At 56.5% G+C, this 13,217-nt stretch carries 12 protein-coding genes and 1 tRNA gene; 8 read left to right on the top strand and 5 right to left on the bottom strand.

All coding sequences use genetic code 11. The annotated features are described in order from the left end of the window. Window positions 1-149 precede the first annotated feature (149 nt). The 4 genes from AACV31_RS06270 to AACV31_RS06255 all read right to left on the bottom strand — a co-directional run bounded on the left by AACV31_RS06270 (window position 150) and on the right by AACV31_RS06255 (window position 3,343). Complete coding sequence (locus tag AACV31_RS06270) at window positions 150-503, bottom strand: DUF4156 domain-containing protein (RefSeq protein WP_007702174.1); 354 nt, start codon at window positions 501-503, stop codon at window positions 150-152. A 241-nt stretch (window positions 504-744) separates the two neighbouring features. Next, window positions 745-2,388: a chaperonin GroEL gene (gene groL / locus AACV31_RS06265; RefSeq protein ID WP_007764515.1), complete on the bottom strand. Its 1,644-nt coding sequence runs from the start codon at window positions 2,386-2,388 to the stop codon at window positions 745-747. 49 nt (window positions 2,389-2,437) lie between these two features. After that, window positions 2,438-2,731 carry a co-chaperone GroES gene (locus AACV31_RS06260; RefSeq protein WP_004387018.1) on the bottom strand — a complete coding sequence of 98 codons (294 nt, stop codon included), beginning with the start codon at window positions 2,729-2,731 and terminating at the stop codon, window positions 2,438-2,440. A 135-nt stretch (window positions 2,732-2,866) separates the two neighbouring features. Beyond that, a complete protein-coding gene (locus tag AACV31_RS06255; RefSeq protein WP_075198909.1) occupies window positions 2,867-3,343 on the bottom strand; it encodes an FxsA family protein in 477 nt (158 codons plus the stop codon). Between the two features lie 337 nt (window positions 3,344-3,680). Between AACV31_RS06255 and aspA the strand changes: the two genes are divergently transcribed. The 8 genes from aspA (at window position 3,681) to yghU (ending at window position 11,959) form a co-directional block, all read left to right on the top strand. Next, entirely contained in the window at window positions 3,681-5,117 is a 1,437-nt protein-coding gene (gene aspA / locus AACV31_RS06250) for an aspartate ammonia-lyase (RefSeq protein WP_075198910.1), read from the top strand. Between the two features lie 112 nt (window positions 5,118-5,229). Beyond that, complete coding sequence (locus tag AACV31_RS06245) at window positions 5,230-6,531, top strand: anaerobic C4-dicarboxylate transporter (RefSeq protein ID WP_075198911.1); 1,302 nt, start codon at window positions 5,230-5,232, stop codon at window positions 6,529-6,531. A gap of 123 nt (window positions 6,532-6,654) precedes the next feature. Continuing rightward, window positions 6,655-7,002, top strand: coding sequence for a divalent cation tolerance protein CutA (gene cutA / locus AACV31_RS06240; RefSeq protein ID WP_007764525.1), 348 nt, complete (start codon window positions 6,655-6,657; stop codon window positions 7,000-7,002). Beyond that, on the top strand, window positions 6,978-8,702 hold the full coding sequence (locus AACV31_RS06235; RefSeq protein ID WP_165156577.1) for a protein-disulfide reductase DsbD: 1,725 nt from the start codon (window positions 6,978-6,980) through the stop codon (window positions 8,700-8,702). The genes cutA and AACV31_RS06235 overlap by 25 nt, the downstream gene beginning before the upstream one ends. A gap of 50 nt (window positions 8,703-8,752) precedes the next feature. Then, the gene (locus AACV31_RS06230) at window positions 8,753-9,328 is read left to right on the top strand and encodes a transcriptional regulator (protein ID WP_165156575.1); all 576 of its coding nucleotides are present in this window, start codon (window positions 8,753-8,755) and stop codon (window positions 9,326-9,328) included. A 116-nt stretch (window positions 9,329-9,444) separates the two neighbouring features. Further along, window positions 9,445-9,520: transfer RNA gene (locus AACV31_RS06225), tRNA-Phe, on the top strand. 499 nt (window positions 9,521-10,019) lie between these two features. Then, a complete protein-coding gene (locus AACV31_RS06220) occupies window positions 10,020-10,982 on the top strand; it encodes a nickel/cobalt transporter (RefSeq protein WP_165156573.1) in 963 nt (320 codons plus the stop codon). A 110-nt stretch (window positions 10,983-11,092) separates the two neighbouring features. Then, complete coding sequence (yghU, locus tag AACV31_RS06215) at window positions 11,093-11,959, top strand: glutathione-dependent disulfide-bond oxidoreductase (RefSeq protein ID WP_105582425.1); 867 nt, start codon at window positions 11,093-11,095, stop codon at window positions 11,957-11,959. Between the two features lie 50 nt (window positions 11,960-12,009). On the opposite strand, the gene kduI is transcribed toward yghU, so the two are convergent. Beyond that, window positions 12,010-12,846 carry a 5-dehydro-4-deoxy-D-glucuronate isomerase gene (gene kduI, locus AACV31_RS06210; protein ID WP_075198916.1) on the bottom strand — a complete coding sequence of 279 codons (837 nt, stop codon included), beginning with the start codon at window positions 12,844-12,846 and terminating at the stop codon, window positions 12,010-12,012. Window positions 12,847-13,217 lie beyond the last annotated feature (371 nt).

Raw genomic sequence — 13,217 nt, 5'->3', positions numbered from 1 at the left:
GTTTTTACCTTCGATGACGGCTGGCGGGTGCGCTGACGCTTACCCACCCTACAAAGAAAAAGCGACAGCGATAATATCTGTAGGGCGGGTAAGCGAAGCGCACCCGCCTTTTTTATCCTGAAATACCCGTTAACGCGTAAAAGTCACCCTCAGTTCGGGCACTTATACACCTGGCCGACCATTTTGCTGGACGTCGGGACAAAGCTTGAAAGCAGGTTCTGGGTCGGGCTGCTTACGCCATAAAGCACGTTGCCGCCCATGGCTGCGGCCTGGTTACGCAAATCATTTGCCGCGCCGCGCATAGAGCCGCCCTCTTCGCCGTGCTGTCCGGAAAGCCAGTTGCTCTGCTCGCCGGTCGCGGTGCCCAGTAAGCGGCACTCTTTACCTGGCTGCTCTTCAACAAAACGCACGCTCTGACCCGCGGTCGAGAGTGAGTTACCGTTGCTGCATCCTGCCAGCAGCAGCGCTGCGACAACCATTCCTGTAGTGACTTTCAAGCGCATGTTGTTCCCCATTATGAATAGCTGGTGATAGCCTGGGCTGCGTATGCCCGCTAAGACCTTATACTAAAAGAAGACCAAAAGAAAAACCCCGGCCATTTCTGACCGGGGTTTTCTGTTTTTAATCGAATAATTCAAGTTGCAGGCAGACGGCAAGTTCATGAATCCCGGTCGCTTACATCAGTAAATGACTGGGGTGAATGCATGCAGCAGGGCCCCTGCGGCTTGAAGTATGAAGATTAAATTACATCATACCGCCCATGCCGCCCATGCCGCCCATACCTGCAGCGCCTAAGTCGGCTTTATCTTCTTTCGGCAGATCGGTAACCATGCACTCGGTGGTGATCATCAGGCCAGCCACAGAAGATGCGTACTGCAGCGCAGAACGGGTTACTTTGGTCGGATCCAGGATACCCATGTCGATCATGTTGCCGTATTCTTCGGTCGCCGCGTTGTAACCGTAGTTACCGTCGCCCGATTTAACGGTGTTCGCAACTACTGACGGCTCTTCGCCGCAGTTCAGCACGATCTGACGCAGCGGCGCTTCCATTGCACGCAGTGCAACTTTGATACCGACGTTCTGATCTTCGTTCGCGCCACGCAGGTCGCTCAGTTTGCTTGCTGCGCGGATCAGCGCAACACCACCGCCAGCAACCACGCCTTCTTCCACCGCAGCACGGGTCGCGTGCAGGGCGTCTTCAACGCGTGCTTTCTTCTCTTTCATTTCCACTTCGGTGGCTGCGCCAACTTTGATAACCGCAACGCCGCCAGCCAGTTTAGCTACGCGCTCCTGCAGTTTTTCGCGGTCGTAGTCAGAGGTCGCTTCTTCGATCTGCTGACGGATCTGACCAACACGGCCCTGAATAGCGGACTCTTCGCCCACGCCATCAATGATGGTGGTCGCATCTTTGTTGATAACAACGCGTTTAGCCTGACCCAGATCTTCCAGGGTCGCTTTTTCCAGCTCCATACCGATCTCTTCAGAGATAACGGTACCGCCGGTCAGGATCGCGATATCCTGCAGCATAGCTTTACGACGGTCGCCGAAGCCCGGTGCTTTCACCGCAGCGACTTTCACGATGCCGCGCATGGTGTTAACGACCAGGGTCGCCAGCGCTTCGCCTTCAACATCTTCAGCGATGATCAGCAGCGGTTTGCCTGCTTTCGCAACGGCTTCGAGAACCGGCAGCATTTCGCGAATGTTGGAGATTTTTTTGTCAGCCAGCAGGATGAACGGGCTTTCCAGTTCAACAGCGCCCGTTTCCGGCTTGTTGATGAAGTACGGAGAGAGGTAACCGCGGTCGAACTGCATACCTTCAACCACATCCAGCTCGTCCTGCAGACCGGTGCCTTCTTCAACGGTGATAACGCCTTCTTTACCCACTTTCTCCATCGCTTCGGCAATCAGTTTGCCTACGGTTTCGTCGGAGTTAGCGGAGATGGTGCCCACCTGAGCGATAGCTTTGGAGTCAGAGCACGGTACGGAGAGCGCTTTCAGCTCTTCAACTGCGGCGATAACCGCTTTATCGATACCGCGTTTCAGGTCCATCGGGTTCATGCCTGCCGCAACAGCTTTCAGGCCTTCGGTGATGATAGCCTGCGCCAGTACGGTTGCGGTGGTGGTGCCGTCGCCTGCCGCGTCGTTCGCTTTGGAGGCCACTTCTTTCACCATCTGGGCGCCCATGTTTTCGAACTTGTCTTCCAGCTCGATTTCACGTGCTACGGACACGCCGTCTTTGGTGATGGTCGGCGCACCGAAAGATTTATCCAGCACCACGTTACGGCCTTTCGGGCCCAGGGTGACTTTCACTGCGTCTGCCAGTACGTTTACGCCGCGGAGCATTTTCACACGAGCGTCGTTACCGAATTTTACGTCTTTAGCTGCCATATCGTTATTTCCCTTGAATTCGTACGTTCAGTTTTGTTCGCGCGTGAGATTACGCTTCAACAATTGCCAGAATGTCGCTCTCAGACATGATCAGCACTTCCTGATCGTCCAGCTTCTCGGTTTTCACACCATAGCCATCGTTAAAAATGACGATGTCGCCTACTTTCACATCCAGCGGCTTCACTTCGCCATTTTCAAGGATGCGGCCATTGCCAACAGCCAGCACTTCGCCACGCGTGGATTTACCCGCAGCGGAGCCGGTCAGAACGATGCCGCCAGCAGATTTAGATTCAATTTCTTTACGCTTGACGATCACGCGATCATGCAATGGACGAATATTCATTGATAGCTCTCCTTTGAGAAAGTCCGTATCAGTTAGGGATTGAGCCGGTCCATGAAGGTTTCCGGCTGGTGCCCAGAGAGATGGGGTTGGGGTTTTCCCCCTTCAAGGGGGGAAAAGAAAAAATTTTTGGTTTTTTTATCGCGAATCGCGATCCTGGTCTTCGAGGCGCTTAGGGCCGTCGTCTTTGCGCTGGTACTCGCCGTCAAAGGTATTTCCGCCCTGCGACGAGGCGCCAAAACCGCCGCCCGGCATCCGGCCAAAGCGCAAATGCGGCATCAGGCGCAGGGTAATGAGTTTTTGTACCGGCGGCAGCAACAGCAGCAGGCCTAAGAAATCGGTAAAGAAGCCCGGCAGCAGCAACAACAGACCGGCAATGATCAGCGACACGCTCTTCAGCATCTCCGCCGCCGGGCTCTCGCCCGCTTCCATTTTCTGCTGCATCAGCATCAGGTTTTTAAAGCCCTGGTTGCGTACCAGCGACATCCCAATGACCGAGGTGAAAATCACCAGCAGTAAGGTCAGAAAAACGCCGAAAACATGCGCCACCTGAATAAAGATGGAAATTTCAATGTAGATGTAAAGAAAGAAGGCGATAAAGGGTATCCAGCGCACCGGGTTCTCCTGTAAAAAGCAGGCGCCTTCAGGCGCCTTAGAAATAGATGTGCAAACGCATATACACTGAGATGGAGGCGCCTTAGTCAAAGTTCAATCACTTTGCACGGACATTTTTTCTGGAAATTTTTAAGCGGTGACCCATTTCACAGTTTAATAATTGTCGTCAGGCGCGGCCGGGAATAAGTGATCCAGGTTACTGCTTTTCGCTATCATCAGCATATGATCGTGGGCACCAGACCGATTAAGGACATAAATGTCGGTCATTTTACTTCCATAACCACATATATCCTGTGCGTTTGGTGCATTCTTAGTCAGCTTAAGTAAGAAGGTTCACATGTTAAACAACATTCGTATCGAAGAAGATTTGTTGGGTACAAGGGAAGTTCCAGCGGATGCCTATTACGGTGTTCATACTCTGCGAGCGATTGAAAACTTTTACATCAGCAACAGCAAAATCAGCGATATCCCTGAATTTGTTCGCGGCATGGTGATGGTGAAAAAGGCGGCGGCGCTGGCCAACAAAGAGTTGCAGACCATTCCGCGCAAAGTCGCCGACACGATTATCGCCGCCTGCGATGAAGTGCTGAATAACGGAAAATGCATGGATCAGTTCCCGGTAGATGTCTACCAGGGCGGCGCGGGCACTTCCGTTAACATGAACACCAACGAAGTGCTGGCGAACATTGGCCTTGAGCTGATGGGGCATCAGAAAGGGGAATACCAGTTCCTCAATCCCAACGATCATGTGAACAAATGCCAGTCCACGAACGACGCCTACCCGACCGGTTTCCGCATCGCGGTTTACGCCTCTATCGTGAAACTGATCGACGCCATCAAAGAGCTGGGCGAAGGCTTCCAGCGCAAGGCGGTAGAATTTGAAAACATCCTGAAAATGGGCCGTACCCAGCTTCAGGACGCCGTGCCGATGACCCTCGGCCAGGAGTTCCACGCATTCAACGTGCTGCTGAACGAAGAGACCAAAAACCTGCTGCGTACTGCGGAACTGCTGCTGGAAGTGAACCTTGGCGCGACCGCTATCGGCACCCGTCTTAATACGCCTGACGGCTACCAGCAGCTGGCGGTGCAGAAACTTGCGGAAGTCAGCAACCTGCCGGTCGTTCCGGCGGAAGACCTGATCGAAGCGACCTCCGACTGCGGCGCTTACGTCATGGTGCACAGCTCGCTCAAACGTCTGGCCGTGAAACTCTCCAAGATCTGTAACGACCTGCGTCTGCTCTCGTCGGGTCCGCGCGCGGGCTTAAATGAAATCAACCTGCCGGAGCTGCAGGCGGGTTCCTCCATCATGCCTGCCAAAGTGAACCCGGTCGTGCCGGAAGTCGTGAATCAGGTCTGCTTTAAAGTCATCGGCAACGACACCACCGTGACCATGGCCTCTGAAGCCGGTCAGCTGCAGCTGAACGTGATGGAGCCGGTGATCGGCCAGGCGATGTTTGAGTCGATTCATATTCTGACCAACGCCTGCTACAACCTGCTGGAAAAATGCGTCAACGGCATTACCGCCAATAAAGAAGTGTGCGAAGGCTACGTCTACAACTCTATCGGTATCGTCACCTATCTCAACCCGTTTATCGGCCACCACAATGGCGATATCGTCGGGAAGATTTGCGCCGAAACCGGCAAGAGCGTGCGTGAAGTCGTGCTGGAGCGCGGTCTGCTGACCGAAGCAGAGCTGGACGATATCTTCTCCGTCCAGAACCTGATGCATCCGGCTTACAAAGCAAAACGCTATACCGATGAAAGCGAACAGTAATCCCCTTTCGCGGTACACTAAAAAGGCACGTCTTCGGACGTGCCTTTTTCGTTTAATGGATACCAAATTATAACTTTTAATTATCCAATAATTAACCATCAAGGAAGCCATCATGATAGTTGTCGAACTTATCATCGTTTTACTGGCCATTTTTCTTGGCGCCAGGCTTGGGGGCATCGGCATCGGGTACGCTGGCGGGCTGGGAGTACTGGTCCTCGCCGCGATTGGGGTGAAACCCGGTAATATTCCTTTTGACGTTATCTCCATCATCATGGCGGTGATCGCCGCCATCTCCGCCATGCAGGTCGCGGGCGGGCTCGATTTCCTGGTCAATCAGACGGAAAAGCTGCTGCGCAAAAACCCTAAATACATCACGATACTGGCGCCGATCGTCACCTACTTTCTGACGATTTTCGCCGGTACCGGGAATATCTCGCTCGCCACGCTGCCAGTTATCGCCGAAGTGGCAAAGGAACAGGGCGTGAAGCCCTGCCGTCCGCTCTCTACCGCGGTGGTCGCCGCGCAGATAGCCATTACCGCGTCGCCTATCTCCGCGGCCGTGGTGTATATGTCCTCGGTGATGGAAGGCCACGGCGTCAGCTACATTCATCTGCTGATGGTGGTGATGCCGTCCACGCTCGCGGCCGTACTGGTGATGTCATTTCTGGTTTCCGTACTGTTTAACTCGAAGCTTTCCGACGATCCGGTTTATCTCAAACGTCTGGAGGAAGGGTTAATCGAACTGCGCGGCGATAAGCAAATCGACATCAAACCGCGCGCCAAAACCTCCGTGTGGCTGTTCCTGCTGGGTGTTATCTGCGTCGTGGCGTATGCGATTATCAACAGCCCGAGCCTGGGCCTGGTGGCGAAACCGCTGATGAACACCACCAGTGCGATCCTTATCATCATGCTGAGCGTCGCGACGCTCATTACGCTTATCTGCCGCGTGGAAACCGACACCATCCTGAACTCCAGCACCTTTAAAGCCGGGATGAGCGCCTGTATCTGTATCCTCGGCGTGGCATGGCTTGGCGACACCTTCGTTTCCGCCAATATCGACTGGATCAAAGCGACGGCGGGCAGCGTGATTCAGGGCCATCCGTGGCTGCTGGCGCTGATTTTCTTTATCGCCTCCGCGCTGCTTTACTCCCAGGCGGCGACCGCAAAAGCGCTGATGCCGATGGCGCTGGCGCTGAACGTCTCCCCGCTGACGGCAGTCGCCTCTTTTGCCGCCGTTTCCGGCCTGTTTATTCTGCCGACCTACCCGACGCTGGTCGCCGCCGTGCAGATGGACGATACCGGCACCACGCGCATTGGCCGCTTCGTCTTTAACCATCCGTTCTTTATTCCGGGCACGCTCGGCGTCGTGCTCTCCGTCTGCTTTGGTTTCCTGCTGGGCAGCGTGATGCTGTGATCCTTCCGGGGCGCTGCGGCGCCCCTTTTTACTTCGCGGTATCCCACGCCTGCGCGCATCGCTAACGCGCGCTTCTCTGCCGTTGTATAGTAGCCGTTCACATTTTTCAGGCAGGAGGGCTTTATGCTGGATGAAAACACCGTTACTCACGCCGCGCCGGACGCGGTCGTTGTGCTCTGCACCGCGCCGGACGAAGCTACCGCGCAGGATCTGGCGGCCAAAGCGCTGGCGGAAAACCTCGCCGCCTGCGTGACGCTGCTGCCGGGCGCCACGTCGCTCTATTACTGGGAAGGGAAACTGGAGCAAGAGTACGAAGTGCAGATGGTGTTAAAAAGCGATACCACGCGCCAGCAGGCGCTGCTGACGTGTCTTAAAACGCATCACCCTTATCAGACGCCCGAACTGCTGGTGATCCCTGTCATTCATGGAGATAAAGACTACCTCTCATGGCTCAACGCATCCTTACGCTGATCCTGCTGTTTTGCAGCGCCCATGCTTCTGGCTCGCTGTTCGGCCAGCAGAACGCCTCGCAGTTCGTGCCGGCAGACCAGGCCTTCGCTTTTGATTTTCAACAGCAGCAAAACCAGCTGACGCTGAACTGGCAGATTAAGCCCGGCTACTATCTTTATCGCCAGCAAATTCACGTGACGCCCGCCAACGCGAGCGTGTCGCCGCCTGCGCTCCCCACCGGGGAGCCGCATGAAGATGAGTTTTTCGGCAAAAGCGAAATCTACCGCGACGCGCTCAGCGTGCCGGTTACGGTGGAACAGGCCTTACCCGGCGCGACGCTAACGGTGACGTACCAGGGCTGCGCCGCCGCCGGTTTCTGCTATCCGCCGGAAACCCGTACGGTGCCGCTGAGCGTGGTCGAACAGAAAAATAGCGTGAAACCCGCAGCCGCTCAGCCTTCGCCCGTAACCGGCGAGCAGACCAGCGTCAGCGGCGATGCGCCGACAGCCACGCTACCGTTCTCGGCGCTCTGGGCGCTGCTCATCGGCATCGGCGTCGCTTTCACGCCCTGCGTGCTGCCGATGTACCCGCTTATCTCCGGCATCGTACTGGGCGGCGAAAAACGCCTTTCCACCCGGCGCGCGCTGCTGCTGGCATTTGTCTACGTACAGGGCATGGCGCTCACTTACACCGCGCTGGGGCTGATTGTCGCCGCCGCGGGCCTGCAATTCCAGGCGGCGCTGCAAAGCCCGTGGGTGCTGGTGGCGCTCTCCGTGGTCTTTATTCTTCTGGCGCTCTCGATGTTCGGGCTCTTTACGCTGCAACTGCCCGCATCGCTGCAAACGCGCCTTACGCTGATGAGCAACCGCCAGCGCGGCGGTTCGCCGGGCGGCGTTTTTGCGATGGGCGCGATTGCCGGGCTTATCTGCTCGCCCTGCACCACCGCGCCGCTCAGCGCCATTCTGCTCTATATCGCCCAGAGCGGTAATCTGTGGCTTGGCGGCGGCACGCTGTATCTCTACGCGCTGGGCATGGGCCTGCCGTTAATCCTGGTCACCGTTTTCGGCAACCGGCTGTTGCCCAAAAGCGGCCCGTGGATGGAGCAGGTCAAAACCGCGTTCGGCTTTGTTATCCTGGCGTTGCCGGTGTTTCTGCTGGAGCGAATAGTGGGCGAACCGTGGGGATTGCGGCTCTGGAGCGCGCTTGGCATCGCGTTCTTCGGCTGGGCGTTTATCGTAAGCCTGAACGCCAGCAGACCCTGGATGCGCGCGGTACAGATCGTTTTGCTGGGCGCCGCGTTAATTTGCGCCCGCCCGTTGCAGGACTGGGCTTTCGGCGCACCGGCGACAGAATCCCAGGCGCATCTGGCTTTCACCCGTATCGCCACGGTGGACGATCTCGATCGCGCGCTGGCGCAGGCCAAAGGCAAGCCGGTGATGCTCGATCTCTATGCCGACTGGTGCGTCGCCTGTAAAGAGTTTGAGAAATACACGTTCAGCGCGCCAGACGTGCAGCGCGCGCTCGACGGCACCGTGCTGTTGCAGGCAGACGTTACCGCCAATAGCGCAGCCGATGTGGCTTTGCTGAAACGCCTTAACGTGCTCGGATTGCCCACAATTATTTTCTTTGATGCGCAGGGCAACGAGATCCCGAACGGCCGCGTCACCGGTTTTATGGACGCCCCCGCGTTTGCAACGCATTTGCACAATCGCCTGCGGTAAACAACACTTGGGTGGGAGAAACCGTTGGGCTAAACGGAGAGGAGTAGACCGTGCAACGTGAAGAAGTGCTTGAGCAGGCCCTGCATGTCCTTGAACAGGAAGGGATTGCTAATACCACGCCGGAAATGGTGGCTGCCGCGGTACAGTGTCCGACGGAAGAGATCCATCGCTACTGGCCGGATCGCGAAGCGCTGTTGTATGACGCGCTGCGCTATTTAAGCCAGCGTGTGGATACCTGGCGTCGCCAGTTGATTTACAACGAGGAGCTGAGCGCGGAGCAAAAACTGATGGCGCGCTATCAGGCGCTGACGGATTGCGTCAGTCAGGATCGCTATCCCGGCTGTCTGTTTATCGCCGCCTGCTCGTTTTATCCGGAAGCGTCGCACCCTATTCATCAGTTAGCGGATCAGCAAAAACGCGCGGCGTACCACTATACGCACGAACTGCTGACGCAGCTTGAGGTGGACGATCCAGCGATGGTCGCCGAGCAGATGGAGCTGGTGCTGGAAGGCTGCCTGAGCCGTCTGCTGGTAAAACGCAGCCAGGCGGACGTGGATACCGCGCGCCGTCTCGCCGAAGATATCCTGCGTTTCGCCCAGTGTCGCCAGGGCGGCGCGCTGACCTGACAACCCCTTAACGGGCGCATTTTTGACTGAAAATCAGCCAGTCAGCACAGATTGACCGATTTTTTATGACAAAGCCGTTGACGCCTTCGGGCCTTTACGGTTTAATGCGCCCCGTTGCCCGGATAGCTCAGTCGGTAGAGCAGGGGATTGAAAATCCCCGTGTCCTTGGTTCGATTCCGAGTCCGGGCACCACTTATTTAAAGAAACCAGCCTACGGGCTGGTTTTTTGCTTTTGGCGAGCCGGACTCTTCATCGAACTGCGTTCGATTCACTCGTCGCATCCCTGCGACTTGCCCTGTGGGCAGCGCGGTGCGCTGTGCAAAAACGCTCCCGGCGTTTTTGTCCGGTCCGGGCACCACTTATTTAAAGAACCCGCCCACAAGGCGGGTTTTTGCGTTTGGCGAGCCGGACTCTCCATCGAACGGCGTTCGATTCACTCGTCGCATCCCTGCGACTCGCCCTGTGGGCAGCGCGGTGCGCTGTGCAAAAACGCTCCCGGCGTTTTTGTCCGGTCCGGGCACCACTAATTTAAAGAACCCGCCCACAAGGCGGGTTTTTACTTTTGGCGAGTCGGACTCTCCATCGAACGGCGTTCGATGATTCGCACTCCTCACGCCACCCTCTCCTTTCCCGCTGCTCTCAGATGCTTTCATCGTTATACTTGCTGGATGCTCATTCACAGGATAACTGCATGTCGACTGCCATCCTGAACCGCCGCTGGCAACGCCCTGGCGCGCTGCTGTTAACGCTCTGCGCGCTGGGCGTGGCGTTTTTCCTCTACAGCCACTGGAGCGCCTTCGTACAAGGGGTGTTTAACCTCCAAATCGCGCTGCACCGTTATCTGGTGCTCTATCTTTTACAGCTCAATAACCACCAGTATACCGGCGGCGTCTGGCTTATCAGCGGCGCGTTTATTTACGGCGTGCTGCACGCCATCGGGCCGGGTCACGGCAAATTTATCGTCAGCGCGTATATCGCCACCAACCGCGAAAGCCTCTTCGCGGCAAGACTGGTGCCGCTCGCGGGCAGCCTGATGCAGGGCGTCAGCGCCATTGCGTTTGTCTTTATCCTGGCGGTGGGCTTTAACCTGGCCTCCGGCGATCTCAGCCAGAGCCGCTGGTATCTTGAAAAGGCGAGCGCGCTGCTTATCGGCGCGTTTGGACTGTTTCTTATTCTGCGCGCCGCAAAAAGCCTGCGCGCGCCGCGCCTGAAAATTCATACGTTAACACCCGCGCCACCACACCCGGAAAACTGCGGCTGCGGCCATCACGGCGTCGGCAGGGAAACCCATGAGAGCGACTGGCGCGCCCGGCTTGGCGTTATCGCCGCCATCGGCGCGCGGCCCTGTAGCGGCGCGATCATGATTATGCTGTTTGCCAATGCGCTGGGCATGGCGAGCTGGGGAGTGGCCGCGGTGATGTCGATGGCGATCGGCACGGCGCTCTCCATTATGGCGCTGTCGCTCGGCGTACAGTATGCCCGCCGCACCACCACACGGCTCTTCGGCGCGCAAACCACGGCGGGCCAGGCGCAGCGGATCGCCGCTCTGCTGCGAATCGCAGGCGGGCTGGCGCTGCTGCTGTTCGCCGCCGTCCTGTTCATGACGGTGATCCCCGTCAGCCCGAACGGTGATTACATCGCCGCAGGCTGCTGAGTGCCGTAATGCCACAACCGGATAACAGGCGAGTACGCCCTCGCCTGCTACACTCGAAAACGCGAACCGGAAGGCCGGTTTATTACTTACTCATCGCGCGGGATAACATTATGTCTCAAAACGAATATCAGCCACCTGAAGTCTGGACCTGGGAACCGCAAACTGGCGGCGCCTTTGCAAACATCAACCGTCCTGTTGCGGGGCCGACGCATGAGAAGGCCCTGCCGGTCGGCAAACATCCGTTGCAGCTCTATTCGCTCGGCACGCCGAACGGCCAGAAAGTGACTATCCTGCTGGAAGAGCTGCTGGCGCTCGGCATCAGCGGCGCGGAATATGACGCGCACCTGATTCGCATTAATGAAGGCGATCAGTTCTCCAGCGGTTTCGTTGAGGTTAACCCCAATTCCAAGATCCCGGCGCTGCTGGACCGCTCCGTCACGCCCGCGGTGCGCGTGTTTGAATCCGGCGCGATCCTGCTTTATCTCGCCGATAAGTTCGGGCAGTTCCTGCCGGAAGATTACGCCGGACGCGCCGAAGCGCTGAACTGGCTGTTCTGGTTGCAGGGCTCAGCGCCTTATCTCGGCGGCGGTTTCGGCCACTTCTATCACTATGCGCCGCAGAAAATCGAATACGCGATTAACCGCTTCACCATGGAAGCAAAACGCCAGCTTGATGTGCTCGATCGTCAGCTCGCGCAGCACCGCTTTATCGCAGGCGATGCTTATTCGATTGCCGATATCGCCATCTGGCCGTGGTACGGCAACCTGATTATCGGTGGGCTGTATGAGGCGAGTAAATTCCTGCAAGTTAATGAATATAAAAATGTGAAACGCTGGGCGGAAGAGGTCGCGCAGCGTCCGGCTGTCCAGCGTGGGCGCATCGTTAACCGCACCTGGGGCCCGCTCAACGAGCAGCTTCATGAGCGCCACGACGCCTCCGATTTCGAGCTGCAAACCGAAGACAAACGTAGCGCGTAAGCCACAAAAAAGCCTCGTCGCTGACGAGGCTTTTTTTATGCGCATGACGGTTAGCGCAGATCTTTGACCGCGACGTGATCCATATCGTCAAACACCTGATTCTCGCCCACCATTCCCCAGATAAAGGTATACGCGCGCGTTCCCACGCCAGAGTGAATCGACCAGCTCGGCGAAATCACCGCCTGCTCGTTTTGCACCACGATATGCCGCGTCTCCTGCGGCTGGCCCATCATGTGAAAGACGCAGCTGTTCTCTTCCAGACCAAAATAGAAGTAAACCTCCATGCGACGCTCGTGCGTGTGGCACGGCATTGTATTCCACAGATTCCCCGGCGCCAGCTCGGTCAGGCCCATGCTGAGCTGGCAGGTCTCCAGCACGTCAGGTATAAAATATTTATTGATGGTGCGACGGTTGCTGGTCACGTCCTCGCCGAGATGCACCGGGGAGACATCCGCCGGCGTCACGCGCCGGGTCGGGAATGTCGTGTGGGCCGGCGCGCAGTTATAGTAAAAACGGGCCGGGTTCCCCGCCTCCACGCTCTCAAACACCACTTCTTTCGCGCCCTTGCCGACATACAAGCCGTCGCGGCTGTTCATTTCATAGCGCGTGCCGTCTACGGTGATAAGCCCCGGCCCGCCGATATTGATCACGCCCAGCTCGCGGCGCTCCAGAAAATAGCTGACGCCCAGTTGTTTACCCACTTCGCTGCCCACGCTCACCGTGCGGTTTACCGGCATCACGCCGCCCACAATGATGCGGTCGATATGGCTGTATGTCATCGTGTACTCATCAGCCACAAAAATCTTCTCAATTAAGAACTCGTTGCGAAGCCCGGCGGTATCCAGGGTTTTCGCGTGCTCGCTATGAATGCTTTGACGAACGTCCATTCTGACTCCTCGTGACGTTGCGGGGAACCGTGCCCCGGTATCAGATAAGCGTAAAAAACCCAATTAAATAACAATGGATTTACATAAGTTTTCGCTGCGTTTGATGCTATCAAACATGTGAATCAATAATGTGATCGAGATAACCAAAACAGCGTTTCATTTCTATTGAATCATTATTCCACAAGAGAGATAGTAGCACCAGTTACTTCAATAACGGGATAAGTCGCCAACAGACCAGTCTCCATTCTTATAAAGATGATGATAGCCGCCGCTGCCTCGCCACGGCTGCCCTACGCAAAAAACCAAACTAAGTCGATGAAAATAAATAATTTTTGTCGAGGGATACTTTTGACCTTAATTCAGCCAGGGCT

Source organism: Cronobacter sp. EKM101R (assembly GCF_963888145.1).
GTDB lineage: Bacteria > Pseudomonadota > Gammaproteobacteria > Enterobacterales > Enterobacteriaceae > Cronobacter > Cronobacter turicensis.
Note: the sequence above shows the minus strand (reverse complement) of the source record. Positions and strands in the feature narration are given on the sequence as shown.

What these genes read in the sequence shown, in the direction of transcription:
- groL (WP_007764515.1), bottom strand. Translation starts at nt 2,388, where the DNA reads ATGGCAGCTAAAGACGTAAAATTCGGTAACGACGCTCGTGTGAAAATG.
- aspA (WP_075198910.1), top strand. Translation starts at nt 3,681, where the DNA reads ATGTTAAACAACATTCGTATCGAAGAAGATTTGTTGGGTACAAGGGAA.
- AACV31_RS06260 (WP_004387018.1), bottom strand. Translation starts at nt 2,731, where the DNA reads ATGAATATTCGTCCATTGCATGATCGCGTGATCGTCAAGCGTAAAGAA.
- AACV31_RS06235 (WP_165156577.1), top strand. Translation starts at nt 6,978, where the DNA reads ATGGCTCAACGCATCCTTACGCTGATCCTGCTGTTTTGCAGCGCCCAT.
- AACV31_RS06220 (WP_165156573.1), top strand. Translation starts at nt 10,020, where the DNA reads ATGTCGACTGCCATCCTGAACCGCCGCTGGCAACGCCCTGGCGCGCTG.
- cutA (WP_007764525.1), top strand. Translation starts at nt 6,655, where the DNA reads ATGCTGGATGAAAACACCGTTACTCACGCCGCGCCGGACGCGGTCGTT.
- kduI (WP_075198916.1), bottom strand. Translation starts at nt 12,846, where the DNA reads ATGGACGTTCGTCAAAGCATTCATAGCGAGCACGCGAAAACCCTGGAT.
- yghU (WP_105582425.1), top strand. Translation starts at nt 11,093, where the DNA reads ATGTCTCAAAACGAATATCAGCCACCTGAAGTCTGGACCTGGGAACCG.
- AACV31_RS06270 (WP_007702174.1), bottom strand. Translation starts at nt 503, where the DNA reads ATGCGCTTGAAAGTCACTACAGGAATGGTTGTCGCAGCGCTGCTGCTG.
- AACV31_RS06245 (WP_075198911.1), top strand. Translation starts at nt 5,230, where the DNA reads ATGATAGTTGTCGAACTTATCATCGTTTTACTGGCCATTTTTCTTGGC.